Annotated in this window: 19 protein-coding genes; 9 read left to right on the top strand and 10 right to left on the bottom strand. The window is 64.5% G+C overall.

What is annotated here, in order from left to right; genetic code table 11:
- Positions 1–21: 21 nt before the first annotated feature.
- From JOD97_RS01880 to JOD97_RS01870, 3 genes are all read right to left on the bottom strand, one after another.
- Positions 22–1,302: an arsenic transporter gene (locus JOD97_RS01880; RefSeq protein ID WP_209712924.1), complete on the bottom strand. Its 1,281-nt coding sequence runs from the start codon at positions 1,300–1,302 to the stop codon at positions 22–24.
- 141 nt (positions 1,303–1,443) lie between these two features.
- Positions 1,444–1,938 carry an arsenate reductase ArsC gene (locus JOD97_RS01875; RefSeq protein WP_209712923.1) on the bottom strand — a complete coding sequence of 165 codons (495 nt, stop codon included), beginning with the start codon at positions 1,936–1,938 and terminating at the stop codon, positions 1,444–1,446.
- Positions 1,939–1,953: 15 nt separating this feature from the next.
- Positions 1,954–2,283: a helix-turn-helix transcriptional regulator gene (locus JOD97_RS01870; protein ID WP_209712922.1), complete on the bottom strand. Its 330-nt coding sequence runs from the start codon at positions 2,281–2,283 to the stop codon at positions 1,954–1,956.
- A gap of 163 nt (positions 2,284–2,446) precedes the next feature.
- On the opposite strand from JOD97_RS01870, the gene arsN2 reads away from it, so the two are divergent.
- Together arsN2 and JOD97_RS01860 are read left to right on the top strand one after the other, a co-directional pair.
- Positions 2,447–2,920: an arsenic resistance N-acetyltransferase ArsN2 gene (gene arsN2, locus JOD97_RS01865; protein ID WP_209712921.1), complete on the top strand. Its 474-nt coding sequence runs from the start codon at positions 2,447–2,449 to the stop codon at positions 2,918–2,920.
- Positions 2,920–4,101: an MFS transporter gene (locus JOD97_RS01860; RefSeq protein WP_209712920.1), complete on the top strand. Its 1,182-nt coding sequence runs from the start codon at positions 2,920–2,922 to the stop codon at positions 4,099–4,101. Before arsN2 ends, JOD97_RS01860 begins: the two co-directional genes overlap by 1 nt.
- On the opposite strand, the gene JOD97_RS01855 is transcribed toward JOD97_RS01860, so the two are convergent.
- On the bottom strand, positions 4,082–6,274 hold the full coding sequence (locus JOD97_RS01855; protein WP_209712919.1) for a copper-translocating P-type ATPase: 2,193 nt from the start codon (positions 6,272–6,274) through the stop codon (positions 4,082–4,084). The two genes, JOD97_RS01860 and JOD97_RS01855, sit on opposite strands and share 20 nt — an antisense overlap.
- A gap of 511 nt (positions 6,275–6,785) precedes the next feature.
- On the opposite strand from JOD97_RS01855, the gene JOD97_RS01850 reads away from it, so the two are divergent.
- Positions 6,786–8,231: a polysaccharide lyase family 1 protein gene (locus JOD97_RS01850; protein ID WP_209712918.1), complete on the top strand. Its 1,446-nt coding sequence runs from the start codon at positions 6,786–6,788 to the stop codon at positions 8,229–8,231.
- Between the two features lie 73 nt (positions 8,232–8,304).
- Here JOD97_RS01850 and JOD97_RS01845 read toward each other — a convergent pair whose 3' ends face one another.
- Complete coding sequence (locus JOD97_RS01845) at positions 8,305–8,952, bottom strand: cation transporter (protein WP_209712917.1); 648 nt, start codon at positions 8,950–8,952, stop codon at positions 8,305–8,307.
- 145 nt (positions 8,953–9,097) lie between these two features.
- Between JOD97_RS01845 and JOD97_RS01840 the strand changes: the two genes are divergently transcribed.
- Positions 9,098–10,867 carry a hypothetical protein gene (locus JOD97_RS01840; RefSeq protein ID WP_209712916.1) on the top strand — a complete coding sequence of 590 codons (1,770 nt, stop codon included), beginning with the start codon at positions 9,098–9,100 and terminating at the stop codon, positions 10,865–10,867.
- Between the two features lie 172 nt (positions 10,868–11,039).
- Positions 11,040–13,409, top strand: a complete 2,370-nt coding sequence (locus tag JOD97_RS01835) for an acyl-CoA dehydrogenase (RefSeq protein ID WP_209712915.1) — start codon at positions 11,040–11,042, stop codon at positions 13,407–13,409.
- Here JOD97_RS01835 and JOD97_RS01830 read toward each other — a convergent pair whose 3' ends face one another.
- From JOD97_RS01830 to JOD97_RS01820, 3 genes are read right to left on the bottom strand one after another with little or no spacing between them, the layout of a single operon-like run.
- Positions 13,410–14,807: a glycoside hydrolase family 5 protein gene (locus JOD97_RS01830; protein ID WP_229264148.1), complete on the bottom strand. Its 1,398-nt coding sequence runs from the start codon at positions 14,805–14,807 to the stop codon at positions 13,410–13,412.
- Positions 14,808–14,829: 22 nt separating this feature from the next.
- Complete coding sequence (locus JOD97_RS01825; RefSeq protein WP_209712914.1) at positions 14,830–15,441, bottom strand: PEP-CTERM sorting domain-containing protein; 612 nt, start codon at positions 15,439–15,441, stop codon at positions 14,830–14,832.
- A gap of 15 nt (positions 15,442–15,456) precedes the next feature.
- Positions 15,457–17,946: a cellulose binding domain-containing protein gene (locus tag JOD97_RS01820; RefSeq protein ID WP_209712913.1), complete on the bottom strand. Its 2,490-nt coding sequence runs from the start codon at positions 17,944–17,946 to the stop codon at positions 15,457–15,459.
- Between the two features lie 333 nt (positions 17,947–18,279).
- Here JOD97_RS01820 and JOD97_RS01815 point away from each other — a divergent pair, with 333 nt between their 5' ends.
- The 3 genes from JOD97_RS01815 to JOD97_RS01805 are packed head-to-tail and all read left to right on the top strand — an operon-like array spanning position 18,280 to position 21,840.
- On the top strand, positions 18,280–19,503 hold the full coding sequence (locus JOD97_RS01815) for a DUF4861 family protein (RefSeq protein WP_209712912.1): 1,224 nt from the start codon (positions 18,280–18,282) through the stop codon (positions 19,501–19,503).
- On the top strand, positions 19,503–20,879 hold the full coding sequence (locus JOD97_RS01810; protein WP_209712911.1) for a rhamnogalacturonan acetylesterase: 1,377 nt from the start codon (positions 19,503–19,505) through the stop codon (positions 20,877–20,879). Before JOD97_RS01815 ends, JOD97_RS01810 begins: the two co-directional genes overlap by 1 nt.
- 1 nt (position 20,880) lies before the next feature.
- On the top strand, positions 20,881–21,840 hold the full coding sequence (locus JOD97_RS01805) for a glycoside hydrolase family 43 protein (protein WP_209712910.1): 960 nt from the start codon (positions 20,881–20,883) through the stop codon (positions 21,838–21,840).
- Between the two features lie 81 nt (positions 21,841–21,921).
- On the opposite strand, the gene JOD97_RS01800 is transcribed toward JOD97_RS01805, so the two are convergent.
- Together JOD97_RS01800 and JOD97_RS01795 are read right to left on the bottom strand one after the other, a co-directional pair.
- Positions 21,922–23,283 (bottom strand): glycoside hydrolase family 105 protein, encoded by a 1,362-nt coding sequence (locus JOD97_RS01800; RefSeq protein ID WP_209712909.1) that lies wholly within the window; start codon positions 23,281–23,283, stop codon positions 21,922–21,924.
- A 19-nt stretch (positions 23,284–23,302) separates the two neighbouring features.
- A complete protein-coding gene (locus tag JOD97_RS01795; protein ID WP_209712908.1) occupies positions 23,303–24,964 on the bottom strand; it encodes a rhamnogalacturonan acetylesterase in 1,662 nt (553 codons plus the stop codon).
- Positions 24,965–25,089: 125 nt separating this feature from the next.
- On the opposite strand from JOD97_RS01795, the gene JOD97_RS01790 reads away from it, so the two are divergent.
- Positions 25,090–26,418, top strand: coding sequence for a hypothetical protein (locus JOD97_RS01790; RefSeq protein ID WP_209712907.1), 1,329 nt, complete (start codon positions 25,090–25,092; stop codon positions 26,416–26,418).
- Positions 26,419–26,464: the final 46 nt, after the last annotated feature.

Here is a 26,464-nt window from a genome sequence, read left to right as displayed (position 1 = left end):
CCAGTTGGGTTGGTTCGAGATTCAAGCGAGCCGCGCGGCCAGCGCGGCCAGCGTGATCACCAGCACAGGCAAGGTCAACACGATGCCGACGCGGAAATAGTAGCCCCACGAAATGCGGATCTCCTTGCTCGACAACACGTGCAACCACAGCAGCGTGGCCAGGCTGCCGATCGGCGTGATTTTCGGGCCCAGGTCGCTGCCGATGACGTTGGCGTAGATCATCGCCTCGCGCACCGCGCCCTGGGCTGTCGTCGCGTCGATCGACAGCGCGCCGATCAGCACGGTCGGCATATTGTTCATCACCGACGACAGCGCGGCCGTGATCAGGCCGGTGCCCAGCGCCGCGCCCCACACGCCGTGGCTGGCGCACTGGTTGAGGATGGCGGTCAGATAGGCGGTCAGGCCGGCGTTGCGCAGGCCGTAGACGACCAGGTACATACCGAGCGAAAAGACGACGATCTGCCACGGCGCGTTGGCGACGACCTCGCGCGTGGAGATCTTGTGGCCGCGGGCGGCGACCGCCAGCAACAGGGCGGCGCCGGCGGCGGCCACGGCGCTGATCGGCACGCCCAAGTGTTCGAGCCAAAAGAAGCCGGCCAACAGCACGCCGAGCACCCACCAGCCGGCGATGAAGGTGGCGCGGTCGTGGATGGCCTGCCCGGGCGCCTTCAGTTGCGCCACGTCGTAGCCGGCCGGGATGTCCTTGCGGAAGAACCACATCAGCGCCGCCAGCGTGGCGGCCACGGCGACCAGGTCGACCGGCACCATGACGGCGGCGTAGCGGGCGAAGCCGATGTCGAAATAGTCGGCCGACACGATGTTGACCAGGTTCGACACCACCAGCGGCAAGCTGGCCGTATCGGCGACAAAGCCGGCCGCCATCACGAAGGCCAGCGTGGCCCGGGGTGGAAAACGCAGCGCGCGCAGCATGGCGATGACGATCGGCGTCAGTATCAGCGCCGCGCCGTCGTTGGCGAACAGCGCGGACACGGCCGCGCCTAGCAGGACCAGCAACACGAACAGACGGCTGCCGCTGCCGCCTCCCCAGCGCGCCACATGGAGCGCGGCCCACTCGAAGAAGCCGGCCCTATCCAGCAGCAAGCTGATGATAATCACCGCCACGAAAGTGCCGGTGGCGTTCCAAACGATGTGCCAGACGATCGGAATATCGGCGGCATGGATCACCCCGGCGAGCAGCGCCACGACGGCGCCGGCGGCCGCGCTCCAGCCGATGCCGAGGCCGCGCGGCTGCCAGATCACAAGGCACAATGTGGCGATAAAAATCAGAAACGCTGCAAGCATCGCAAGTCCTTCACACTCCGGGGTCAGGTCCACCATTTCTACACGGACTGTGCCGTACCACCCGGCGCATCGCCGTTACGGGCGTGCTCATGTAGGAATGTTAGACTTGACCCCGGAGTTGGTTTTGACCCCGGAGTTGGTTTAGGTGGGGAGGTGGCCGATTTTGTCGAGCTCGGCCTTCAGGGCGGGTTGGTCGTTCATCAACCGGTCCAGCGGCAACGCGAGGAAGGCTTCGATGCGCGCGCGGATGATGTCGTAGGTCCGTTCGAACGCGATGCTGATCTCCTCTTCCGTGCCTACCACGTGGCCGGGGTCGTCCACGCCCCAGTGGGTGCGCGTCACCGCGCCCAGATAGGCCGGGCAGGTTTCGCCCGCGGCGCTGCCGCATACCGTTACCACGATATCCGGCGTCGCCGGCAGGTCGTTCCATGATTTGCTGAAGTAGCCTTCGGTCGAGATACCCTTGCTGGCCAGTAGCGACACCGCGCGCGGGTGCAATTTTCCCGTCGGCTGGCTGCCGGCGCTGATCGCCCTCATCCCGGCCGGCGCCAGGTGGTTGAACGTTGCTTCCGAGATGACCGAACGGCACGAGTTGCCGGTGCATAGGAAGAGGACGGTATAGTTTGTTTCAGGCATGCGGCTTCTCCTGGGTTAGGTGGATTTCGTGTCGGGACCGCAGCCGGTCGGGCCGCAGGGAATGCCGCCGCAGCAGTTTTCCGTCAGGTAGCCGATCAAGCCGTTCATGACGGCGACGTCGGCCGAATAAATGACGAACCGCCCCTCGTTGCGCGAGGTGATCAGCCTGGCGTGCGACAGCTCCTTCAGGTGGAACGATAACGACGACGGCGCAATGTCCAGCTGCCCGGCGATCCTGCTGGCCGCCATGCCGCCCGGGCCGATCTGCACCAGCAGCCGGAAAATCGCCAGCCGGCTCTCCTGGGCGATGGCCGCCAGCGCCGCCAGCACGTCTTTGGTTTCCATAAGGATCGATTCCATGATTCGAAGATGATTGAACTATTGTAACGCACAAGCTACGACCATTCAAATAATATCGAAGTATATTGACAGCTTGATGAGAAGGAATTATTCTTTAGGCAAGCCGAATTGATTCCAGCAGTTGGCCCGACGCCAACCAGGAGCGCTGATGAGCAGTATGCAAGCAGAATTTCCCACCTTTCGCCCCGCCACGCCCGCCGACTGGCCCACGATCGAGACTTTGTTAACCGAGGCCGGGTTGCCGCGCGAGGGCGCGCACGATCATCTGGCCGGTTTCCTCGTCGGTGAGGCCGGCGGCGCGATCGTCTGCGCCGGCGCGCTCGAACACTATGGCGCGGCGGCATTGCTGCGCTCGGTCGTGGTGGTGCCGGATCGGCAGGGCTCGGGCATAGGCGGCCACCTGTTCGACGCCTTGAAGGCGATCGCCGATGCACGCGGCATCGGCAAGCTGTACCTGCTGACGACGACCGCCGCGACTTTTTTCGCAAGGCGCGGGTTCAGCGAGGACGCGCGCGCCGCGGTGCCCGCCGCGGTGCTGGTCTCGCGCGAGTTCCAGGGCGCTTGCCCCGCGTCGGCGACATTGATGTCCTGCTCCCTCCGCGATCTCCATAGAGCGGCTTGATGCATCGTCCTTGGCGCACTATCGGCAAACTTGCGTTCACACAAATTGCCACCTGGGGCTCCGTCTACTACGCCTTCAGCATCGTCGCCCCGGCCATCGGCGGCGAATTGGGCATGCGCGCCGAACTGGTGTACGGCGCCTTCTCGTGGAGCCTGCTCGTCTCCGGACTGGTCGCCACGCCCGCCGGCATCCTGCTCGACCGCTTCGGCGGCCAGTGGATCATGGCGCTCGGTTCGCTGCTGTGCGGCGCCGGCCTGGTCTGGCTGAGCCGGGCGACCGGCACGCTGTCCTATTTCGGCGCCTGGACCCTGCTCGGCGTCGCCATGGCGCTGACGATGTACGAGGCGGCGTTCGCCACCATCAACCGCAAGTTCCACTTCGACAGCCGCCAGGCGATATCGACGCTGACCTTGTTCGGCGGCTTCTCCAGCACCGTGTTCTGGCCGCTGACGTTGAAACTGAGCGCGCTGATCGGCTGGCGCGACACCTATTTTTGGTACGGTTTAGCCCAGTTGCTGCTATGCCTGCCCTTGCACCTGATGCTGGGACGGGATGCGCCGGCCGAGCCGGTGCCGCACGCGCCCAGCCACACGCTGGCCGAGGCGCTGCGCCATCCGGCGTTCTGGAAGCTGGCGATGGCGTTCTCGGCCAACATCTTCATCTTCTCGGCGTTGTCGGTGCACCTGATTCCGCTGCTGACGGACCTGGGCCACACGGCCGCCGTCGCCGTGCTGTTGTCGACCTTGATGGGGCCGATGCAGGTCGCCGGCCGCCTGTGCGAACGCACCGTCGCCAGGAACGCGCTGCCGCGGACGGTGGGCAAATTCACCTTTGCCACGCTGCCGGCCGGGTTGCTGGTCCTGCTGTTGTTCGGCACCCAAGCCTGGGCGGCGGCCGTCTTCTGCGTGCTGTATGGCTTGAGCAACGGCGTGCTGACGATCGTGCGCGGCACCATACCGCAGGCGATGTTCGGGCGCGCCAACTATGGCGCCATCTCGGGCGCGATGGCCGGGCCGTCGCTGCTGGCCAAGGCGGCCGGCCCGATCGTCGCCGGCGTCATTTTGAGTCGCCATGCCAGCCCGGCGATATTGCTGGTGATCTTGCTGGGCGTGTCGATCCTGTCGCTACTCTTTTATCTGCAAGCGGTAAAGAACACCGCCTCTATGCCGACCGGGTGCTGACCGGCGCGCCGGCCCGGCGGCGCAAGCGCAGCGCGTTGGCGATCACGGAAACCGAGCTCAGACTCATCGCCAGCGCGGCGATCATCGGCGACAGCAACTGCCCGGTCAGCGGATACAATACGCCCGCCGCCAGCGGGATGCCCAGCGCGTTGTAGACGAAGGCGAAGGCGAGGTTCTGCCACATGTTGCGCACCGTCTCAACCGAGATGCCGCGGGCCAGCGCGATGCCGCGCAAGTCGCCCTTGACCAGCGTGACGTGCGCGCTGTTGATCGCGACGTCGGTGCCGGTGCCCATCGCGATACCGACGTCCGACTTGGCCAGCGCCGGCGCGTCGTTGATGCCGTCGCCGGCCATCGCCACCACTTTCCCGCGCCCTTGCAGCCGCTCCACGAGCGCCAGCTTGTCCCGGGGTTGGACTTCGCCGTAATACTCGCCGATGCCCAGCCTGGCCGCGACCGATTTCGCCGTGGCCGCGCCGTCGCCGGTGGCCATGATCACCGCCACGCCGTCGGCATACAGCCCGACCAGCGCGTCGCGGGTGGTGGGCTTGATCGGGTCGGACACCGCCAGCAGCCCGGCGATACGCCCGTCCGCGGCCAGATACATCACGCTGGCGCCCTCCACCCGCAGCGCCTCGGCCGCCTCGCCCAGCGGCCGCCAGTCGACACCCTCGGCCTCCATCAGCGCGGTGTTGCCAAGCGCGAGGCGCTTGCCGCCAACGCTGCCGCGCACCCCGATGCCGCTCGCCGACTCGAACGATTCCGGCTTGTCCAACACCAGCGCACGCCGTTTCGCCTCGCCGACGATGGCGTGCGCCAGCGGATGCTCGCTACCCTGGTCGATGCCGGCCGCCAGCCGCAGCACCTGGTCCTCGTCGAAACCGGCGGCGGCGACCACGCGGTCGAAGCCCGGCTTGCCCTCGGTGAGCGTGCCGGTCTTGTCGACGATGAGCGTGTCGACCTTCCGCAGGTCCTCGATCGCGGCGGCGTCGCGAAACAGCACGCCCTGCGTCGCCGCCCGCCCGGTCGCCGCCATGATCGACATCGGCGTGGCCAGCCCCAACGCGCAGGGACAGGCGATGATCAGCACCGCGACCGCGTTGACGAAGCCGAACACCCAGCTCGGCTCCGGCCCGTAGAGGCCCCAGACGATCCACGTCAGCAGTGCGATGGCGACCACCACGACGACGAAGTAGCCGGCCACGCTGTCGGCCAGGCGCTGCATCGGCGCGCGCGAGCGCTGCGCCTGCGCCACCATTTGTACGATTTGCGACAGCACCGTGTCGGCGCCGATCTTCTGCGCGCGCATGACCATGCTGCCGCTGGTGTTGATGGTCGCGCCGATCAACTTGTCGCCCGCGCGCTTGGTCACCGGCACCGGCTCGCCGGTCAGCATCGATTCGTCGACCGCGCTCTCGCCTTCGGCCACCACGCCGTCCACCGGCACCCTTTCGCCGGGGCGCACACGCAGCGTGTCGCCCACATGCACATGGGTCAACGGGATGTCTTCCTCGCCGCCGTCGGGCGCGATGCGCCGCGCCGTCTTCGGCGCCAGGCCAAGCAGCGACTTGATAGCCGCCGACGTCTGCGAGCGCGCGCGCAGTTCCAATATCTGCCCCAGCAACGTGAGCGACACGATGACGGCGGCCGCCTCGAAGTAGACGCTGATCGGCCCGTGCGCGGAAAACGACGGCGGGAAGATCCCGGGCGCCAGCGTCGCCACCACGCTGTAGCCATATGCGGCGATGACGCCGGTGCCGATCAAGGTCCACATGTTTGGGCTGGCGGTGGCGATCGACCGCGCCCAGCGCACATAAAATGGCCAGCCGGCCCAGACGACGACCGGCGTGGCGGCCGCGAACTCGATCCAGTTTTGGCCGGGCAAGGCCGCGCCGAACACCATATGGCCGAACATGGCCAGCGCGAATACCGCTACCGTCAGCGGCAGCGTCCACCAAAACCGGCGCCGGAAATCCACCAGCTCGGGGTTCTCCTCCTCGTCCAGCGTGGGCATGGCCGGTTCCAGCGCCATGCCGCATATCGGGCAGCTGCCCGGGGCGGGCCGCCTGATTTGCGGATGCATGGGACAGGTGTAGGCCGTGCCTTGCGCTACGCCGGATTCGGACGGCGCGCGATGCCCGTCATGATGATGCCGATGCTCGATGTCGCTCATGGGACCCTCCTCTGGACGTGGCGCCGGGCGCCATTGATAGTGCCGCGATGCCCAAAGATAGACCCTCCCACGGTGGAAAGGTCAAGCGCGCGGTGCGACTGTGTAGCATAAATCCAATATTGCAAATTTCTTTCTTCGGGATTAGTATTAATCCATCGACGCCGTCCCGCACCTGTCAAGGTTCGCCGGCGCCGGTTCCTTGACCTGCGCGAACTCGGCCCACCGCCCTCCTCGCAACGGCGACAGGTACGCAAGGTGCCTGTTTCAGCCATCGCTGTCCGGATGCTGAATGTTTGTCCGTACCCACCCAGTTGGAACAACGTCCGTCGCGATCCGCCGTGGCCATTCGCCATCGCCTCCGGCTGACGTCAGCATCGGTTTTCAGATCGAAAATCGATTCCGCATTGCTTCACGCAAGGCGCCGACACGCGGGTACGGATCGTAGCGCGAGCACACAAGCAAGCGTTCACAAAAGAACGCAGCCGCACTTACTTCCATATTGGAGACAACCATGAAATACACCATCCTCGCCGCCGGCATCCTGCTGGCCTATTCCGCGCAAGCCGCCACCATCGACGCCGCCACGCTGGTCGGCGCCAGCACGCCGCTGCAAACGGCGCAATACGGCGTGCGCAATTACTCGGCGCCGGTGCTGGTCGGCGGCCTGCACGACCCGGCCAGCTACATGGCCGCGCCCAAGCTGCCCACCTGGCAGTTCGCCTCGGCCGATCCGACCGGCGGCGTACTCACCTTCGAGCGCCAGCCCGCGCCCACCGCCGGCTGGCACGCCTGGTCGCGCAAGGGCAACGTGCTGGTGACCGGTGGCAGCTCGGCCAGCGCCAACCGCGTCTACACCGTCTACAACGGCCAGCAGCTGCGCGCCGCCATCGAGCAGGCCGGCAACGAGCCGAAGATCATCCGCGTGATCGGCCATATCGATCTGCGCTGGAGCCAGAACAACACCGTGTTCAAGGAATACACCAGCTACTCCGATCAAAAGTTCGGCGGTTCGATCAACCTGCCGTCGAACACCACGCTGGTGGGCATCAACGACGCCCAGGGCCGGCCGGCGCGCATCACCGGCACCTCGCTGCTGATCGGTGGCGAGCTGGCGCTGGCGCCCGGCGGCGATCCGGAATCGGATTTCAAGAAGTGGATCGCCGACGGCAAGGACGGCGACGATTATCCGACCTGGACCCGCAACGTCATCGTCCGCAACCTGGCGCTCGATACGCCGTGGGACGTCAACCCGGAGGACTCGGGCAACGCCTACGCCGACGGCATCACGCTGGGGCGCGCGCAGAATGTCTACATCGACAACCTGACCATCAGCGATGGCGACACGCCCGATTCCACCGCCACCGGCTCCTATAAAACCCGGCACGACGGCGCGCTCGACGTGGTGCGCGGCAGCGACTACGTCACCATCGCCAACAGCCTGTTCGGCAACCACCACAAGACCACGCTGGTGGGCAACGGCGATTCCGGCCGCGCCTGGAGCGACGCGGGCCGCCTGCACGTGACGTTCTCGGGCAACTGGTGGAACGGCGCGACCACGCGTTTGCCGCTGAACCGCTTTGGCCAGGTGCACATGTTTAACAACGTCGTGACAGGCAGCACCACGACCACCAATCCCGACATCAAGTTCGAAGGCGGCAGCGACGCGCGCTATCAATCGAACATGCTGCTGCAGAATAACTACTACAGCATCGAAGGCTTGAAGGTGGAGGATTTCTGCGGCAAGGTGATCAAGGGCAAGAGCTTCATTGGCTTCCGCTCGTCGGGTCATATCTTTAGCAGCGACCGCTCGGGCACGAGCGCGATCGATGGGCAGTGCGGGTTTGCGGCGCCGAGCTCGGCTAATCTGTGGACGCCGCCGTATGCGTACACACTGCAGACGGCTGCGGCGGCGCAGACCAGCGTGCCTGCGAAGGCCGGGGCTGGCAAGTTGAACTAGTAGCCTTACGTCTGAACCGCAGGCCGGATTTGTGCCGTTGGCGGAGCGTGGATGGCGGATTACGGCGTTCCGCCTAATCCGCCCTACGTGGTTCAGACGATTTTAACGTTGCCGGTATTTCTCTTAGCGCCTGCTTGATGACTTGGCGGGCTGCGCTTAGCGCCAGGCAGCCCATCACTAGCGCCACGCCAATGTCGGGCCAGCCGCTTTGCGTGCCGAACACCCCCAGCGCCGCTAGCATGACGGCGATGTTGCCGATGGCGTCGTTGCGCGTGCACAGCCAGACCGAGCGCATGTTGGCGTCGCCGTCCCGGTAGGCGTACAGCAGCAACGCCACCGTGCCGTTGGCGATCAGCGCGGCCAGGCCGACGCTGCCCATCATCACCGGCTCGGGCACCGGACCGGAGACGATATGCCATGCGGCCTTGCCCAGCACGAAGACGCCGTACACGCCCATCGTCGCGCCCTTGAACAAGGCCGTGCGCGAACGCCACACCGCCGCCGAGCCCAGCACCAGCAAGGACAGCGCGTAGTTGCCGGCGTCGCCCAGAAAATCGACGGCGTCGGCCAGCAGCGCGACCGAGTCGCTGGCCAGGCCGCCGGCCAGCTCCACGCCGAACATCAGCGCGTTGATCACCAGCGCGATCCATAAAATACGGCGATAGCGCGGATCGACCACCGGCTTGGCCGATGCGCAAGCGCCAGAACAACAGTCCGACATGCAGGTTCCTTTCCTTGTCCGTGGGCGCCGTGCCAACGCGAACCCATAGCGCAGCGCGCCGGCAACGTATGTCTTCACAAAGATGTCGCCATTAAATACAACAAATCGTGCTATCTTATTGAAAAATTTTTCACACGAGACAGTTATGTATAACACCATTCGCGCCGGCGCGCTGGCCGCGCTTGGCCTGATCGCGACATCCCATGCCACCGCCCAGCAAAGCGCGGCGCCGCAAGCCACCCAAAGCGTCACCATCTCCAGCTACAAGAAGGCGTCGCCGTGGTTTCGCGCCGAGAGCCAGCATTTCGTCGTCTACGCCGACACCGCGCGCGAAGCGACCACCGAGTTGCTCAATAACCTGGAGCGCCTCGACTATCTGCTACGCATCTACACCAAGCCTTACCGCAAGGCCAACGGCTCGGAGCAGAAGCTGACCTTGTATTACCAGAACCGCGTCGCCGGCCTGAGCGGCATCGACGCCGCCCTGCCGGCCGACGCCATCGGCCTGTACAGCAGTTGCGCGGCCGGCGTTCAGGGCTTCGGCTTCCACCTGGACGAGACGTCGCAGAACGAAGGGCTGGCCTACATCTTCGAAGCTTACACCCGCCACTTCATCTATCGCCACACGGACATCCGTTCGCCGGCCGCGTTCATCGACGGATTCGCGCAGTACTTCGCCAGCGTGCGCTTCACCGATACGCAGATGTTCATCGGTAAAACCCCACCGAACATCGCCCAATATCTCGACTTCCTGGAAGAAGGCCACCGCTACAGCCTGGATTACTCCGACGTGCTCACGCAGAACCTCGCCAACGCCAGGAACTACGCGGGCGATGCCGGCGTACGTCTGGAATTCGCCGCCAAGTCCTGGCTACTGATGCACTACATGCAGTCTTCCGAAGATAACCGCGCGCGCCTGGGTAAATACCTGGGCGCGGTGTACCAGGGCACCGCCGCCACGCCGGCTTTCGAGGACGCCTTCGGGCTGAAGGCCGCGCAGCTGGGCACGGAAATGTGGCGCTACCGCCGCACCTCGATCAAGGTATTGCAAGTGGACATGCCTGAATTGCCGGTTGCCACCGTCGACTTCAGCGCGCTGCCGGAAGCGGCCAGCGATTTCGTCATGCTCGATGCCGCCGTGAAATCGTGCCCCGGCAAGCAGGCCGGCGAAGCGCTGCTGCGCAAGATCAGCAGCGAGGCGGGAAAGTTTCCAAAGAACGAATTCGCGCAGATGACGCTGAGCCGCGCGCGTATCGCCTTCGGCAACCCGGCCGAGGCATTGCCGTGGCTTTCGCAGGCGATCGCTAAGAATGCCGCCAATTTCGACGCCGTTTATTTGTCGGGCCTGGCCAACCTGCGCTTGGCCCAACAGAGCCAGGGCGCAACGGCGCAGGCCTACCTGCAAACCGCGCAGCAGCAATTGCTGAACGCACGCGAGCTCAATTCCGATTCGTCGGACGCCGCGTACGCCTACTACCGCGCGGAGCTGGCGGGGCAATCCGAGCTGAGCGAAACAGCGCTGGAAGGCGCGCTCACCGCCTGGCGCGGCGCGCGCGAGGTCGGCACCTTCGCCAGGTCGGCGGCGCTGACGCACGCCTACCTCGGCAACACGCCGCAGGCCAAGATCGTGCTGAAGAACCTGGCGCGCAACGCGCTCGACCCGGCGACAGCCAGCTGGGCCGATACTTGGCAACAAAAGCTGGCGGCCGGCGCCAGCCGCGACGATATTCTTGCGGAAATGCGCGTCGAACCGGCCGCCGTCGCCGCCAAGGAATGGACGATCGACACCAAGAGCGTCATGGACACGGTACGCTACAACGCCGGCCTGGACGCCGCGCAGGGCTACCTCTCCAGCCAGAGCATCAACACGGGCAGTCCGGACAAGGCGCTCATGTCGACCCCAACCAAAAGATGATTAATACGGAAAAGCCCGCATAACGGCGAGCCACGTAGGGCGGATTAGCGCAGCGTAATCCGCCATGCAAGCGCCGCCCACGTCCCCAGCCCCACCCGCCCGTTATGCGCGTGACCGCACGGTAATTTAGCTTCCCGCGCAGTATGGTGCTCCAATAATAAAGGAGCACGATATGATCCTCGCGATAATCCTCGTCATACTGATCGGCGTTCCCGCCGTCATCCTCGCCACGCCGGCGCTGCGCCGCAGCCTGGTCACACCGCACATTTTCGCACTGTTCAAGCGCATCCTGCCCGCCATGTCCGACACCGAGCGCGACGCGCTCGAAGCGGGCACCACCTGGTGGGATGCCGACCTGTTCTCCGGCCGCCCGGACTGGAACAAGTTCCTGAAGCTGCCGCGCCCCACGCTGACGGCCGAGGAACAATCATTCCTCGACCACGAGGTGCGCCACTTGTGCGAACTGGTCGACGACTGGGAAGCGACCCAGGTCTGGCAAGGCCTGCCCGCTCCCGCCTGGCAATACGCGCGCGACAAAGGCTTCCTCGGCATGATCATTCCGAAGCAATACGGCGGCAAGGCCTTCTCCGCCTACATGCATTCGCAGGTGGTGATGCAGTTGTCGACGCGCTGCTCGGCGCTGGCGGTGCAGGTGATGGTGCCGAACTCGCTCGGTCCGGCCGAGCTGTTGCTGCACTACGGCACCGAGGAACAAAAGAACTATTATTTGCCGCGCTTGGCCGCCGGCACCGAAATCCCCTGCTTCGCGCTCACCAGCCCGTACGCCGGCTCCGACGCCGCCGCGATTCCCGACACCGGCGTGGTTTGCATGGGCCGCTTCGAGGGCCGCGAAACCCTGGGCCTGCGCATCACCTGGAACAAACGCTACATCACGCTGGGGCCGATCGCCACGCTGCTTGGCCTGGCCTTCCGCGTGGTCGATCCCGACGGCCTGCTGCCGGCCGGCTCCAGCACCGGCATCACCTGCGCGCTGATCCCGGCCACCCATCCGGGCGTGGTGATCGGCCGCCGCCACTGGCCGCTGAACGCCGTCTTCCAGAACGGCCCGACCAGCGGCGACGACGTGTTCATCCCGATGGAATGGATCATCGGCGGCCCGGGCCAGATCGGCAAGGGCTGGCGCATGCTGATGGAATGCCTGGCCGCCGGACGCGCGATCTCGCTGCCGTCGGCCAGCGTCGGCACGGCCAAGCTGGCGGTGCGCGGCACCAGCGCGTATTGCGCCATCCGCCGCCAATTCAAGACGTCGATCGGCAAATTCGAGGGCGTGCAGGAGGCGCTGGCCCGCATGGGCGGCAATCTGTACATGATGGACGCGGCGCGCAAGCTGTCCGCGCTGGCCGTGGACCTGGGCGAAAAGCCGGCCGTCGTTTCGGCCATCGCCAAATACCATGTCACCGAGCGTGGCCGCGCGGTCGTCAACGACGGCATGGATATCCTGGGCGGCAAAGGCATCTGCATGGGACCGAGCAATTTCCTCGCCCGCGCCTACCAGCAGATCCCGATCGCCATCACGGTGGAAGGCGCCAACATCCTCACGCGCTGCCTGATCATATTCGGGCAGGGCGCGATCCGCTCGCATCCCTACGTGTTGAAGGAGATGCGCGCCACCGCCAACGGCGACCACCGCAAGGCCCTGCACGATTTCGACGCCGCCTTCTTCGGCCACATGCGCTTTGTCTGCGCCAACGCCGCGCGCGGCCTGTGGTACGGGCTGACCGGCGGCGCCACCGCGCCCGTGCCGGAGCAGGCGGCCGGCGACATGGCGGCCTACTATCGCGCCATCGGCCGCCTGTCCACCGCGTTCGCGCTGATGACGGACGTGTCGATGTTCGTATTGGGAGGGGAATTGAAACGCCGCGAGCGCATCTCCGCGCGCCTCGGCGACGCGCTGTCGCAGATGTATCTGATCAGCGCCACGCTGAAACGCTATGAGGACGACGGCCGGCAGCAAGCCGACGCACCGTACGTCCACTGGTCGGTGCGCGACGCGCTGCACAAGGCGCAGCTGGCGCTGGACGGCGTGCTGGAAAACTTCCCCAACCGCCCCGCCGCCGTGCTGGCGCGCCTGCTGGTGTTCCCGTTCGGCCTGCCGTACGCGCCGCCGTCCGATGAACTGGGCAGCGCCGTGGCGAACGCGATGCAAACCGCCGGCGCGGGCCGCGAGCGGCTGCTGGCCGACGGTTTCCTGGCCGACGACCTGCGCGATCCGGTGGCCTGCGGCGAACTGGCGTTCAACCTGCTGCCGCAGGTTGAGGCGATCGAGCATCGCCTCAAGCCGGCGGTGCGCGCGGGCCAGCTGGACGCCATGCCGCAAAGCCTGCCGGAGATGGAGCGCTGGACCACGCAAGCCGCCGCCAAGGGCCTGGTGACGCCGGAGGAACGCCGGGCCCTGTCGGACTTCGCCCGCTTCACCGACCTGTCGGTGCGGGTGGACGACTTCCCGCCCGACCTCAACGCCGCCGCCGACGCCGACAAGCGCTGGCGCATGGCGGCGCAGGAGGCGGCGGTCGAGGCCTGATTACTTCGCCGCGTTGACGATCCCGCTGATCACATCGGGATAGGCTTGGGTGCCGTTCGAACGATTGAACAATCCCGAGGCGTGGTTGCCGGTGTAACCGCTGTCCCAATACATCGGCACCACGCCGCGCTTGAACGCAGCCTGGGTAATATACTGGTTCCACAGCTTGCGGTATTTACCGGTCGGGTCCACATTGCTGCGCAGGTTCGCCGAATACTCGCCCAGGATCACCGGCACACCCTTGTCGATGAAGTTGGTCTTCATCTTCTGGAACTGGGTGTCGGTGTACGACTCGTTGGCCCAGGTTTCGGTGGCGGACGGATTGGTGGCGCTGGCGCCCCACTGCCAGATGTTGTCGCTGTCGCTGAGCGTGAAGTCGTACGGATCGTAGTAATGCACCTCCATCATCAGGCGGCTGGCCACCGAATCGCTCGGCAGCGTGGCGTTGCAGCCAACCGTGTAGTCGATATTGGTCAGATAACCCTGCACCACCAGGTGCCGCTGCGTGTTGTTACCGCCGGTGGCGCGAACGGCATTGACGAAGGTCTGCAAAAAACTCTTTTGCACGGTGCAGTTTTCCGTCGTCGGCGCGCTGTACACACCGTCGATATTGGTCTCGTTGGTGCCGGCGAACAGCAAATAATCGTCGTAGTACTTGAAGTTATTGCCGATCTGGGTCCAGAACTTGTTCAGGCGCGAGTTCACCGCCGACTGTTGGGCGTACGAAGGCTGCATCCAGCCGCCGTCCCAGTGGACGTTGATGATCACGTACAGGCCGGCCGCGCGGGCGTAGTCGACCACCTGCGTCACGCGCGCCATCCAGCTGGCGCTGATGTTGTAGTTGGAGTCCGCGTACTGGCTCCACGAGACCGGAATCCGCACGCTCTTGAAGCCCGCCGCCTTGACGCCGTTGAACAGCGCCTGGTTGGCCGCCGGATTGCCCCAGGCGGTCTCGCCGCCGATCGCCTCCAGCGAGTTACCCATGTTCCAGCCGGGCGACATCAGCTTCGACATCTGAAGGCTGGTCAGGCTGCGCACCGCGCCGGCGCGCACCGCCGTCGCCGCGCCGGAATCGTAGCTGCCGGCGCTGGTGGTGAACTTGATCCAGTACCAGTAGGTCGTGCCCTGGACCGGCGTGGTGTCGGTGTAGCTGGTGGTCGATGCCGACAGGATGGCCAGCCTGCCGCGGCCGGCCGTGGTGCTGTCGATGTCGCGGTAGATCTGGACGCCGGTGACGGCGCCGCTGACGGTCCAACTCAGTTTGATATTGTCCGACGTACCGGTCGCGGTCAGGCAAACGGTCGCACCGCCCCCGCTACCGCAACTCTGGGCCTGGGCGAGCGGCCCCGCGCCCAGCGCGAGGAGGAAAAGCACCATCGATAAAAAGGATTTCATCATGTGACCTTTCATGGTTACTTGGTTAGGACTTCCGACGCGCTGCTGCAAAACCCGTCATCAGCAATCCGGCCGCCAGCAGGACCGTGCTACCCGGCTCCGGCACCGGGTTGGCCGGCCCCACCACCAGGCCGATGGCGGAGATCGAGAGGTCGTCCATCACAAACCATCCTTTGTCACGTGTGATGGTCAACCGCGATACATTGGCGAAGCTGGCTTGCACCCAGCTGTAGCTGCCGTTGATGGCGACATTCCCGGTGCTGCCTATCAGCTGGTTCGCCGCATCGTAGGCGCTGATATTGATCCACGTCGCCTTCGAACCATTGGTGGCGGGCGTGGCGAACCAAGCGCCATTCAGGTTGAAAGCGGTGTCGCTGCCGACGCCCAGGTTGTTGACGCCGAATCCGTTGGAGACGAACTGCGTGCCCGAATGGGCGGCATTGCCGTAGCCGTTGACGGCGGTGTCACCCAGGTACCAGCTGTTGGTCCAAGTCAGACCGGCATACGGGTTGTATTTGGAGAGCGACGACAGCTTGCCGCCCGCGCTCACGTCGTCGAAGTTCACCACGGCGGCTTGCGCCGGCGACGCCAGCGTCAAAACGGCGCCAGCCAAGAAACCAGTCAGTACTTTTTTCATCGTCTTCATCCCAATTTATTTACAAGCGTCGCCGGTGACGACCGGAATCGCCTCGCCGCTGACCGTCATGCCGAATTCCACCGTGTCGCCGGGCTGGATGTTCGTGTTCCAGCTCTGGTTGGGCGTGGCCGTGTAGGTTGGCGGCGCGCCGGTCACCTCGGCGTTCCAGAAGCCCTGGACGGCCGAATTGTCGGTATAGGTCCAGCTGACCGACCAGCCATTGACCACGGTCGAACGATTGTTCTTGATACGGACCGCCGCGTTGTAGCCACCGGACCAGGAGGCCGTAACCACGTAGCTGCACTCGTTGACCGGTTGCGGCGTCACCACCGGCGGGCCGGCCGTCACCGGCGTCACCAGTACTTCGCCACCGGTCACCGCCGGCGTGCCGTAGGCGATGCCGCGGCCGGCGGTGCTCATGTACACCCGGCCGAAGACGTTCATGTCGCCAGCCACCATGCCGCCGTTGGCCAGTCCACCGTATTGGTGGGCGGCGTCGTTGACGCGCACCCAGGTGGCGCCGGCGTCGGTCGAGCGCAGCATGCCGTGCACGCTGCCCACGGTCCCGTGCAGGTACACGGTTGGATAGCTGGCCTGCGGCGCCGTCTTACCGAAGCCCACCGCGTCGCACTGGTTCACCGTCGCGACCTTGGCGAAGGTGGCGCCGGAGTCGGTGGAGCGCGAAATCCCGCCGCCGTTCAGGCACACCCACAGGTCGCCCTCGCGTCCGGGAGCCGGACGAATCAGGTTGGAACCGCCGGCGGGCAGGCTGCTTTTGAGCGCGAACGAGGCGCCGCCATCGACGCTGGCCAGCAGCTTGCCATTGTCGTAGGCGTAGAACTTCGACGGATTGACCGGATCGGCGACCGGACGCGCGTTGTTGGCCGTGAGCCCGGAGATCGGCGCCCAGCTGCCGCCAAAGTTGGTCGAGCGATAGCTGACGTTCGAATCGGCGGGGCTGTGCAGCAAGGCGTAGCCATCGGCCGACAGCGCCAGGTTGCCCTTGGCGCCGTTCAGCACTGGCGACTTGGTCCAGCTCGAGCCGCTGTTGGTGGTGTAGTACATGTCGTTGCCGACACGCGCCATGATGCGCGGGTCCTGCGCGGCGATCGCCAGGCCGGTGGTGGTGCCGGTCTGCGGCGAGTGGCGCACGCCGTATTGCGCCGGATCGGCGTTGATGAAGCCATCGAAATCGCCGATCACCGACACCAGCGGACCATTCGGAACGCTCTGGAAGTCGAACGGCACCGTTTCCTCCAGCCCGGCGACGTCGAACGCCCAGGTGGTGGTGCTGGCGTTGATGTCGCTGGTTTTGAACAAGCCGTTACCGGAGACCACCCACGCCTTTTTACCGTCGAACGGATCGAACTCCACCGAACCGGCCCAGTGGATCGAAGTGTCGGTGATCCAGTTCGCGCCCTTGGGATCGATCGCGAAGCCGCGCGCCACCACGTCGGTCCAGGTGCGGCCGGCATCCTTGGAAGTGAAAATCCGGTCGCCGTACTGGTTGGCGCCCTGCGGCATCCAGGTGTTGATGGTGGAGACCACCAGGTGTTTCGGATCGTTGCGGTCGATGCTGATGCCGCCGAACGGCCGCGCGAAGCCCGGGGGCGTGATGTTGGTCCAGTTGCCGCCGACGGCGTCGTATTCCCATACCTGGCCATTGTCCATCGGCTCGTTGTTGCCGGGATGCGGGCCGGCGCCGTTGGCGTAGGTGATGTATAGCAGCCCCCCGGGGGACATGACCGCGCGCTGCGGCATCAAGCCCGTGGGCCCGCCCTCGACCGGCACGAAGGTCTCGCCGGCGTCGTAGCTGAAATACAGGTTGGGTCCCGCCGAATCGAAGCGCGACACGCCGACGAACATGCGCTGCGCCAGTCCGCCGTCCACGCTGGTGGGGTCGAGCAGCACGAAGCTGACGCCATTGTCGTTGGGGGTGCTGGTGACCTCGAAGCCGGGCATGCGGCTCCAGGTGGCGCCGGAGTCCGAACTTTTGAACAGCCCATCGCGCCGCGTACCCGCGTACAGCACGTTGCCCGAGCCGGGATCGACCTGTAGCTTCTCGCCGTTCTGCCGTCCCATGCCGTTGCCGTGGGATTTGAACTGGCTACTGACGTCGGTGACGGTGAAGGTTTTGCCGTAGTCGCTGGAGCGCAGCACGGCGGTCTTGCCGTTGCTGAAGTAGCTGGTACCGGCCAGCATATAGACGTTGGCCGCGTTGTGCGGATCGACCGCCAGCGACTCGATGCCCAGCAGGCCGACATCGGCCTGGCCGATCCAGTCGGTCATCGACGCCCAGCGCGATTTGGCGGCGTCCCAGCGATATGCGCCGCCGACGTCGGTGCGGACGTAGACGACATCGCGTTCAAGCTTGCTAGGGACAACCCCGGTGACGAAGCCGCCGCCGCCGATGGCGACCGAGTCCCAGTGGTAGTTTTCCGCCGTAGAGACGAGCGGGATCGACAGCGCTGCCGCGAGCAGCGCTACAACGTGCTTGGTTCTCATTTAATTGTCTCTCTTAGATTTATAGTTATCACGCCTCGGATGGGCGTCTGACCATTCTGCGATGTCGATCAAGCGTCCGCAATTACGAAAATCACCAGAACACTTAATGAAATTTGGCCTACAAACTTTTACTAGCTTCAGTCACAAACATGATTAGATCGCGTGGACCGTTGACACGCTGGATCGGAATATCGATACTTTCGGCAACTGAAAATCAAAATAAGCAGCGGACGATGGCGCCGGTTTCATTCGTGCTTTGAGCGAATTGCAAGATGCGGTACAGTCTCGGAGATACCCGCTTCCATTTCGTCGTTTTTAAATACTGGTAAATACATGAACCTTCGCCATATCCTGTTTGTACCCGCCGCACTGGCCGCCGCCGGCACTGGCTTGGCCGCCGAGCGTTTGACCGTCACCGTCACGCACAACCTGGATCAGGCGCGTCCATCGGAGACGATCACCATTCCGTGGAGCGAGGTCAATCGCGTGCTGCCAGGCGCGCTGCTGCAGCATATTGAAGTGAAGGACGCCGCCGGCCACGTGCTCCCATACCAGGTCACCAATGTCGCACCGCAGGCCAAGGACCCGAAGAATATCGGCGTCGCGTATGGCGACCTGATTTTCCAGCATAACTTCGCCGCCGGCGAAAAGAAGGCCACCTTCACCGTCGAAAAGATCGAGGCGATGGCGCCGCCCTTCCCCAGCAAGGTCTCGGCCCGCTATATACCGGAACGCCTGGACGATTTCGCATGGGAGAACGACAAGGTCGGGCACCGTACCTACGGCCCCGCGCTGGCCGCGCCGGCCCCCGAGGGCAGCGGCAAGGAAGTGCTGGTCACCAGCGGCATGGATATCTGGCACAAGCGCGTGGCCTATCCCATCGTCGACCGCTGGTACAACAAGGGCCACGATCATTACCACCATGACGAAGGCGAAGGCATGGACATGTACAACGTCGGCAAGTCGCGCGGCGCGGGCGGCACCGGCATTTGGGACGGCGGCGCCCTGTACACCAGCGTGAACTACGCCAGCTGGAAAGTCATCGCCAACGGCCCGGTGCGCGCCATCTTCGAATTGAACTACGACGCCTGGGACGCCGCCGGCACCAAGGTATCGGAAGTCAAGCGCTTTACCGTCGACGCCGGACATTACTTCGACCAGATCGAAAGCACCTTCACCTTCACCGGTCCGCAACAGCTGACCGCCGCCGTGGGACTGAACAAAACCCCGGCCGACAAGGGCCAGGAAGCGGTGATCACGCCGTCGACCGTGCCGGCCGACCGCTCGATGATCCAATGGATCGAACAGAAATCTAACGGCGCCTTCGGTACCGCCGTCATCGTGCCGACCGCCGACGAAAAAGGCTACGCCGAAGACAAGCTCAATACGCTGATGCTGGCCAAGGTCATCTCCGGCCAGCCGCTGCGCTATTACGTGGGCTCCGGCTGGACCCGGGGCGGCGACTTCGCCACCCGCGACGACTGGCTGAAGTACGTGGCGGCGCAGGCGGCGCGGGTACGCTCGCCGGTCAGCGTCACGCTGGGCAAATCGAATTAATGCAGTTTAAACCGGGCACTCCTTCCCTGCCGGTGGTACGCCGTCGTCTCTCCTCGGCGCTGCTGCTGGCAGGGTTTTCTATTCTGGCGTTAGCCGCTTCCGGCGGTGCGCACGCCGCCGCCACCGACACTTGGCGTCTGGCTTTCGGTGGCGGCAAACCGCCCGCCGGCTACACCGCCGTGCAACCCGACATGACGTACGACGAAAAACGCGGCTTCGGCTTCGAGCCGGGCGCGATGGTGCGCAATGTCCAGGCGCGCACCAGCCACCTGGGCGCCGACAAGCCCTTCTTCTTTTCCGTCGATCTGCCCGAGGGGAACTACAACGTCACGATCACCTTCGGCGGCGGCGAGTCCGCGTCGACCACCACCGTCAAGTCGGAACTGCGCCGGCTGATGCTGGAAAACGTGGCGACCGCGCCCGGCGCCGTGGTCAAACGCAGTTTCACCGTCAACGTCCGTACGCCGCGCATCCCGGCCGGCGACGGCATCGCCGCCGGCGCCGTCAAGTTGAAGGCCCCGCGAGAAACGGTGCAGGAAGCCTGGAACTGGGACAAGCGCCTGACACTGGAAATCAACGGCGCCAGGCCGGCGATCAGCGCCATCGAGATCGTCCCGGTCACCACGCCGACGCTATTCCTGCTCGGCGACTCCACCGTCTGCGACCAGCCGGGCGAACCTTACAGCAGCTGGGGACAAATGCTGCCGCGCTTCCTCAAGCCCGGCATCGCGGTCGCCAACCACGCCGAATCCGGCGAAACCTACCGCGATTCGCTGGCGCGCCGGCGGCTGGACAAAGTCGTCAGCGCGATGCGGCCGGGCGACACTGTCCTGATGCAGTTCGGTCACAACGACCAGAAACAGATCAAGGAAAACAAGGGCGGCCCATTCACCACCTACAAGGACGAGATCCGCGCGCACGTCGACGCCATCCGCGCGCACGGCGGCATTCCGGTCATCGTATCGTCGATGGAGCGCCGCAATTTCGACCAGGCGGGCCAGGTCGTGCCATCGCTGCGTGACTATGCCGACGCGGCGCGCGAATCCGCGAAGGAGCTTGGCGTCGCCTTCATCGACCTCAATGCGATGAGCAAACCGTTCTACGAGGCGCTTGGTCCCGAGCTGTCGAAACAAGCCTTCGCCGAGCCACAGCCGGGACGCATCGACAACACGCACCACAACAACTACGGCGGCTACGAGCTGGCGCAGGCGGTGCTGGCCGGCTTGCGGCGCAGTGGCGTGCCCGCCGCCGCCTTCATCGCCGACGGCTACGGCAATTTCGATCCAACCCATCCCGATCCGGTGGCCTCGTTCTCGGTCCCGGCCAGTCCCACCTTCACCAACGAACGCCCACTGGGCGACGAGGCAAACCAATAATATGAAGATCACGCGGCAGCTGGCCGTTGGCATCACGCTGGCGATCGCCAGCTTCGCGTCGCAGGCGGCCGACGCCTACGTTTTCGCCTACTTCACCGGCAACGGCGAGGACGGACTGCATTTCGCCGGCAGCACCGACGGCTACAAATGGGACAAGTTGGGCGGCGGCCGCAGCTTCCTGGCGCCGAAGGTCGGCAACTCCAAATTGATGCGCGATCCCTGCATCGTGCGCGGCCCGGACGGCACGTACCACATGGTGTGGACCTCCGGCTGGAACGAGAACAACATCGGCTATGCCTCGTCGAAGGACCTGGTCAACTGGTCGCCGCAGCAGCAGGTGCCGGTGATGGCGCACGAACCGGGCTCGCTGAACGCCTGGGCGCCGGAGATTGTCTACGACGACAAGCGGGGCGAGTTCCTGATCTTCTGGGCGTCGACGATACCGGGGCGCTTCCCCGCGACGGACGGCTCGTCGGAGGAAAAATACAATCACCGCATGTATTACACGACGACGCGCGACTTCGTCACGTACGCGCCCACGCGGCTGTACTACGATCCCGGCTTCAGCGTGATCGACGCCAGCTTCTTGCGCGCGAACGGCAAGAACTACCTGGTGGTCAAGGATGAAACGCGCAACCCGCCGAAGAAGCACTTACGGATCGCGGCGGCGCCGGACCTGCGCGGACCGTTCGGCGAACTCGGTGCGCCCATCACGCCGCCGGGCCTGTGGGTGGAAGGACCGACGGCGCTACAGATCGGCAAGGACGTGATCCTGTATTACGACGCCTACACGACCAAGCATTATGGCGCCATGCGCTCGCGCGACCTGGTGCACTGGGAAGACGTAACAGCGAAAATGCAATTCCCCGACGAAGGCACGCCGCGGCGCCTACGCCACGGCACGGTGATAGCCGTACCGGAAGAACTGCTCACGAAGATGTCGAACTCTGAACCACTCTGACTGAACCACTCTAAACCACGTAGGGCGGATTAGCGAAGCGTAATCCGCCATGCATGCGCCGCAACCGACGCATGCATCGGGTCATTTCACCAACAACTGCAACGAACTATCGTTAATCTCAAACTTATTCGTCTTCAGCATGGTGATAATCTCCGCGCCCGCCAGCAGCACCGGCCCGTATCCATGCGCCGCATACACGTTCACCGGCCGATAGGCATAAAACGCCGGATCAAACCCCATCCCCGTCCCGACGCAAACCCCTTCAACCTGTCCCTTCGCATTGACCTTGGTCGCCGCCGCATTCCAGGCCAGCATCACGGCCGGCGCATACGCCATCTTATCGATATAGCCCTTATTAATCGCACGGGCCATCGAATACGCATAGATCGCCGTCGCCGACGTCTCCAGATAGGTATCGTTCCGGTCCAGCAGCTGATGCCACAAGCCCGTGCCATCCTGATACGAGGCCAGCCCCTTGACGTGCGCCCGCAACTGCTTGAGCACCATCGGATATCCCGGATGATCCTTCGGCAGCACATCGAGCAGCTCCACCATGGTCATCACCGCCCAACCGTTCGCGCGCGCCCAGTGGAACTCCGGATGCACGTCCATGCCCTGCACCCAGCCATGCATATAGATGCCCTTGCGCTCATTGAACATCCGCTTCGAGAACTGCTCCACCTGTTTGACCGCATCGTCATAGTAGCTGGCGTCGCCGGTCAGCTTGCCCAGTTGCGCCAGCGCCGGCACGGCCATGAACAGATCGTCCAACCACAGCGTATCGACCTGCGGACGCACGCGCGCCAGGGTCCCGTCGCTCAACCGATGTTCCTTGGTACGGATGAAGGTGACGCAGCTATCGAGCAGCGGCTTGACGTCCGCCTGCAAGCCCTCCCGCTTCGCCTTGACGATCGCGGCGCACACGGCACCGATATCGTCCAGCGCGTGCGGCTCCAGCATACCGCGCACCGGCGACTTGCTTTGCGGGTTGGACTTCATGCGCGCCAGCGTGGCCGGCGCCAGATTGGCCAGCAGCGTCAGGCGCTTGTTCACATAATCTTTGTAACGCTTGTCGCCGGTGGCGCCGCCCGCCGCCAGCATGCCGGCGTACGTCACGCCCCACTCGTAGCTGGTCAGGCGAAAATCACCGGGAGCGAACACGGTGTCGTCATCGATCTGGTTGAAATTGGTGATTTCCTTTTTGGTCTTGGCGTTGATCGCCTGCGTCGGCGTGGCCGCGTCCAGATAAGTAAAAACCCGGTCCAGCACCTTGGACACATCGTCGACCGATGGATTGCCATAGGGCGTGGGATAGTCGGCCTTCATCAGGTGCAGCGGCGCGGTCATGTCGTTGGCGGGCTTGGTCTCGGCCCAGGCCTGGCATGCCAACGGCAGCAGCATGGCGGCGATGGCGGTCTTTTTCAGCAGAAGCTTGACTTTCATGTATTGTGTCTCGTTGTTGTTAGTGTTTTAGATAAGCTGCCAGCGGGTCGCCCGGCAAGCTTTTGAAGGCGTCGACCACGCGCGCGGCATTGAACTGCGCGCCGGCTTCATTGGTATGCGTGCGGGCGTCGGAAAAATAGCCGTTGACCGTCACGGCGCCGGCCTTGCGGTAAGCGTCGCTGACGATCATCGTCAGGTCGGCGAACAGCGCGCCGTTTTTGCGCGCCACTTCCTCGTCCCACTGCGCATAGTTCGCGAAGTCGCGGCCCTGCTCCCACACGTCGCGGTGCGGAACAGGCGACAGCAGGATGACGGTCGCGCCTTTGGCTTTCGCGTCGGCGACATAGCGCGCCATATACCAGCCAAATGTGTGAACCTGCTCCTTGACGCCGTCCGGCCGTGTGTCCTCCACCGTCTCCGGGCCGGTGCCGGGCACCGAGCCGCGATTTTTACCGGCCGGGTCGCCGATACGGGCGCCGTCGTTGTGGCCGAACTGGATCGCGACGATATCGCCGGCCTTCAGCTGCGCCAGCACCTTGTCCCAGCGGCCTTCGGTAAAGAAGGTACGGCTGCTGCGGCCGCCGATCGCGTGATTGACGACGTTGATCTTATCGGTGTTAAAAAACGGCGCAATGCGCTCCCCCCAGCCGATGGCGCCGTTCGCACCGCCGCTTTTGACGGTCGAATCGCCAACCAGGAAAAGGCTGGGTAACGATGGATCGCGCGGTTTTTCTCCGGTGATCTTGCTGGCGTCGACCACCGGACGATCATCCTCGGCGGCCGGAACGGCCATGCCGGCCGTGTTCAGCGCGGTCATGACGACCGGCGTACGCAGGGCTTTGAGGCCGGCCACCACGGCGCGGGCGTTCAACTCGGCGCCGGCCAGATTGGTGTGGGTGTTCTCGTCCGGCGTCACCAACGGGAACAAGCGCATCACGGCGTCCCGGCCCATGGTGTCGTACTGGCGCGCGATCATTCCGTTCAAATCGATGAATCCGACCTTCTGCTGGCGTGCCACCTGCTCGGCCCAGCCGGCGTATTCATTCTGGCTGCGCCGGATCTTGCCATCCTCGCCCCAACTTTTTCGCGGTATCGGCGAGCAGATGACGGGCGTGGCGCCGCGCGCCTTGATATCGGCGACGAAGGTGCGCAGATACCAGCCGTAGCTATGCACCACTTCGCGTTCGTTGGTCATCAGGTTATCGATCTCCTCGACCTCGTCGCCGGTTCCCTTGATCGTGCCGCGCGCGCGGACGTTGTCGTTGACCGGTCCGGAGTCATTGTGGCCAAACTGGATCAACACCACGTCGCCCGCCTTGACCAATGCGAGGGTGCGCTGCCAGTGTTTGGTGGTCAGGTAGGTCCGGCTACTGAGCCCACCGATGGCGCGATTGACCACGTTGATCTTGGCCGGGTCGAACATCGACGCCAGCGGATTGCCCCAGCCCCATTGGCCCGCCGCGCCCTTGCCCTGGCCATCGTCCTTGCCGTTGCGGACAGTCGAATCACCGATCAATATCAGCGAAGGCAGGCTGGGATCGGCCGGTTCCGGCAGCACCACCTGCGCGTTGCGCGGATCGGTATTGACGGCAGGCGGCGGGGTCTGCGCGAGTGCCGGCGAAGAGGCCAGAACTGCTGCGGCGCAGCACAGTTTGAGGACAAAAGCGAGGTATCTGTTCATGGCGACAATTCTATGCGAGGATTTTTCGGGCCTTGTGCTTTGCGCCTAAAGAATCAGAAAAATGAGCAATGCCCGCATCGGTATGAGCAGACAATCGTAACCTTTCAACCTGTTTTGAGCTATCGATGATTATCAAGACCCTGATTTGCGCGGCCCTCATCCTCTCCAGCGGCGCGCATGCGCAAATCGGGACGCGTTTTCCGTCCGAGCGCAAGGTCGTCAAGGATCCGGTCACCGGCACCATGCTCACCTTCCTGACCAGCAAACCGCACGGCGATTCCAAGATCTATCCCACCCATCCACAATGGACCTCGGACGGCAAGTGGCTGGTGTTCCGCTCCGCGCGCGTCGAGGGCGAGGCCATGGCCGTCAACGAACGGACCGGCGAACTGGTTCAGGTCACGGAGGGTGGCTACCTCGGCATGCTTAATCTGGCGCGCAAATCGATGAAGCTCTATTTCATGCGCAAGGACGCCGACGAGAAGCGCCTGCAGATCGTCGAGGTGGATCTGGCGACGCTGCTGGCCGACAGCAAGGCCGGCAAACTCAAGTCTGCCGGCGCCTATCAGCGAATTTGCGGTACCACCGCGCCGGGGCTGGAAGCCGGCGGCGATATGGCGCTGGACGCCGGAGAGGAATGGGCGTACTTTCGCACCGGGCCGGGCGAGGCGGCCAGGCACCTGGCGCCGGACGTGAAGATAGCGGAAGCGTTCGGGCCACGTGGCATGGGCGCCGGGCCGAACGGGATCGCGCGCATGAACCTGCGCACCGGCGAAGTCAAACATGTGGTCTCGGTGCCTTTCCAGATCGGCCATATCCAGGCGAATCTGTGGAATCCGGGCGAAATCGTCTTTTGCTGGGAGACCGGGGGCAAGTCGCCGCAGCGCACCTGGACGGTGAAGTCCGACGGCAGCGGCCTGCGCCCGCTCTATCCGGAAGCGCCGTATGAATGGGTCACGCACGAAGCGGTGATCTCGAAGGATGAAGTGGCGATGGCGATCATGGGGCACCGGCCTATCGCCGAAGGTGGTGGCGGGGTGGACGCGCCGGCGACCGGCGTTCAGGGCGCCAATCCAGGGCAGGACGAGGGTTGGGGCATCACCGGCACGCGCGAGAAACCGAGCGGGCTGGCCATCGTCAACCTGCGTACACGTGAAATGACGATTGCGGGGCAGACGCCGTCCGGCAGCGGGTTGTGGCATGTGCATGGATCGTCGGACGGACGTTGGGCGGTCGGCGATGATTTCAGCCGCAGCGTGTACCTGATCGACCGCAAGACGCGCGAGATGATCATGCTGACCACCGGGCACAAAACCACGGCGGCGGACCACCCTCACCCGACCTTCAACGCCGACGGCACGCGAATCGAGATTCAATCGGCGATGCTGTCGGAGGATGGTCGCAGCATGAACATTTGCATCGTGCCGGTGCCGAAGGCTTGGCTCAAGCGCTAGTCGGAATGCCGCATGACTCCCATGTGAACCTCGCCGATCACCAGCC

It is taken from the genome of Duganella sp. 1411, assembly GCF_017833525.1.
GTDB lineage: Bacteria > Pseudomonadota > Gammaproteobacteria > Burkholderiales > Burkholderiaceae_D > Rugamonas.
The sequence above is the reverse complement of the archived record's forward strand: the minus strand, read 5'-3'. Positions and strand labels throughout refer to the sequence as shown.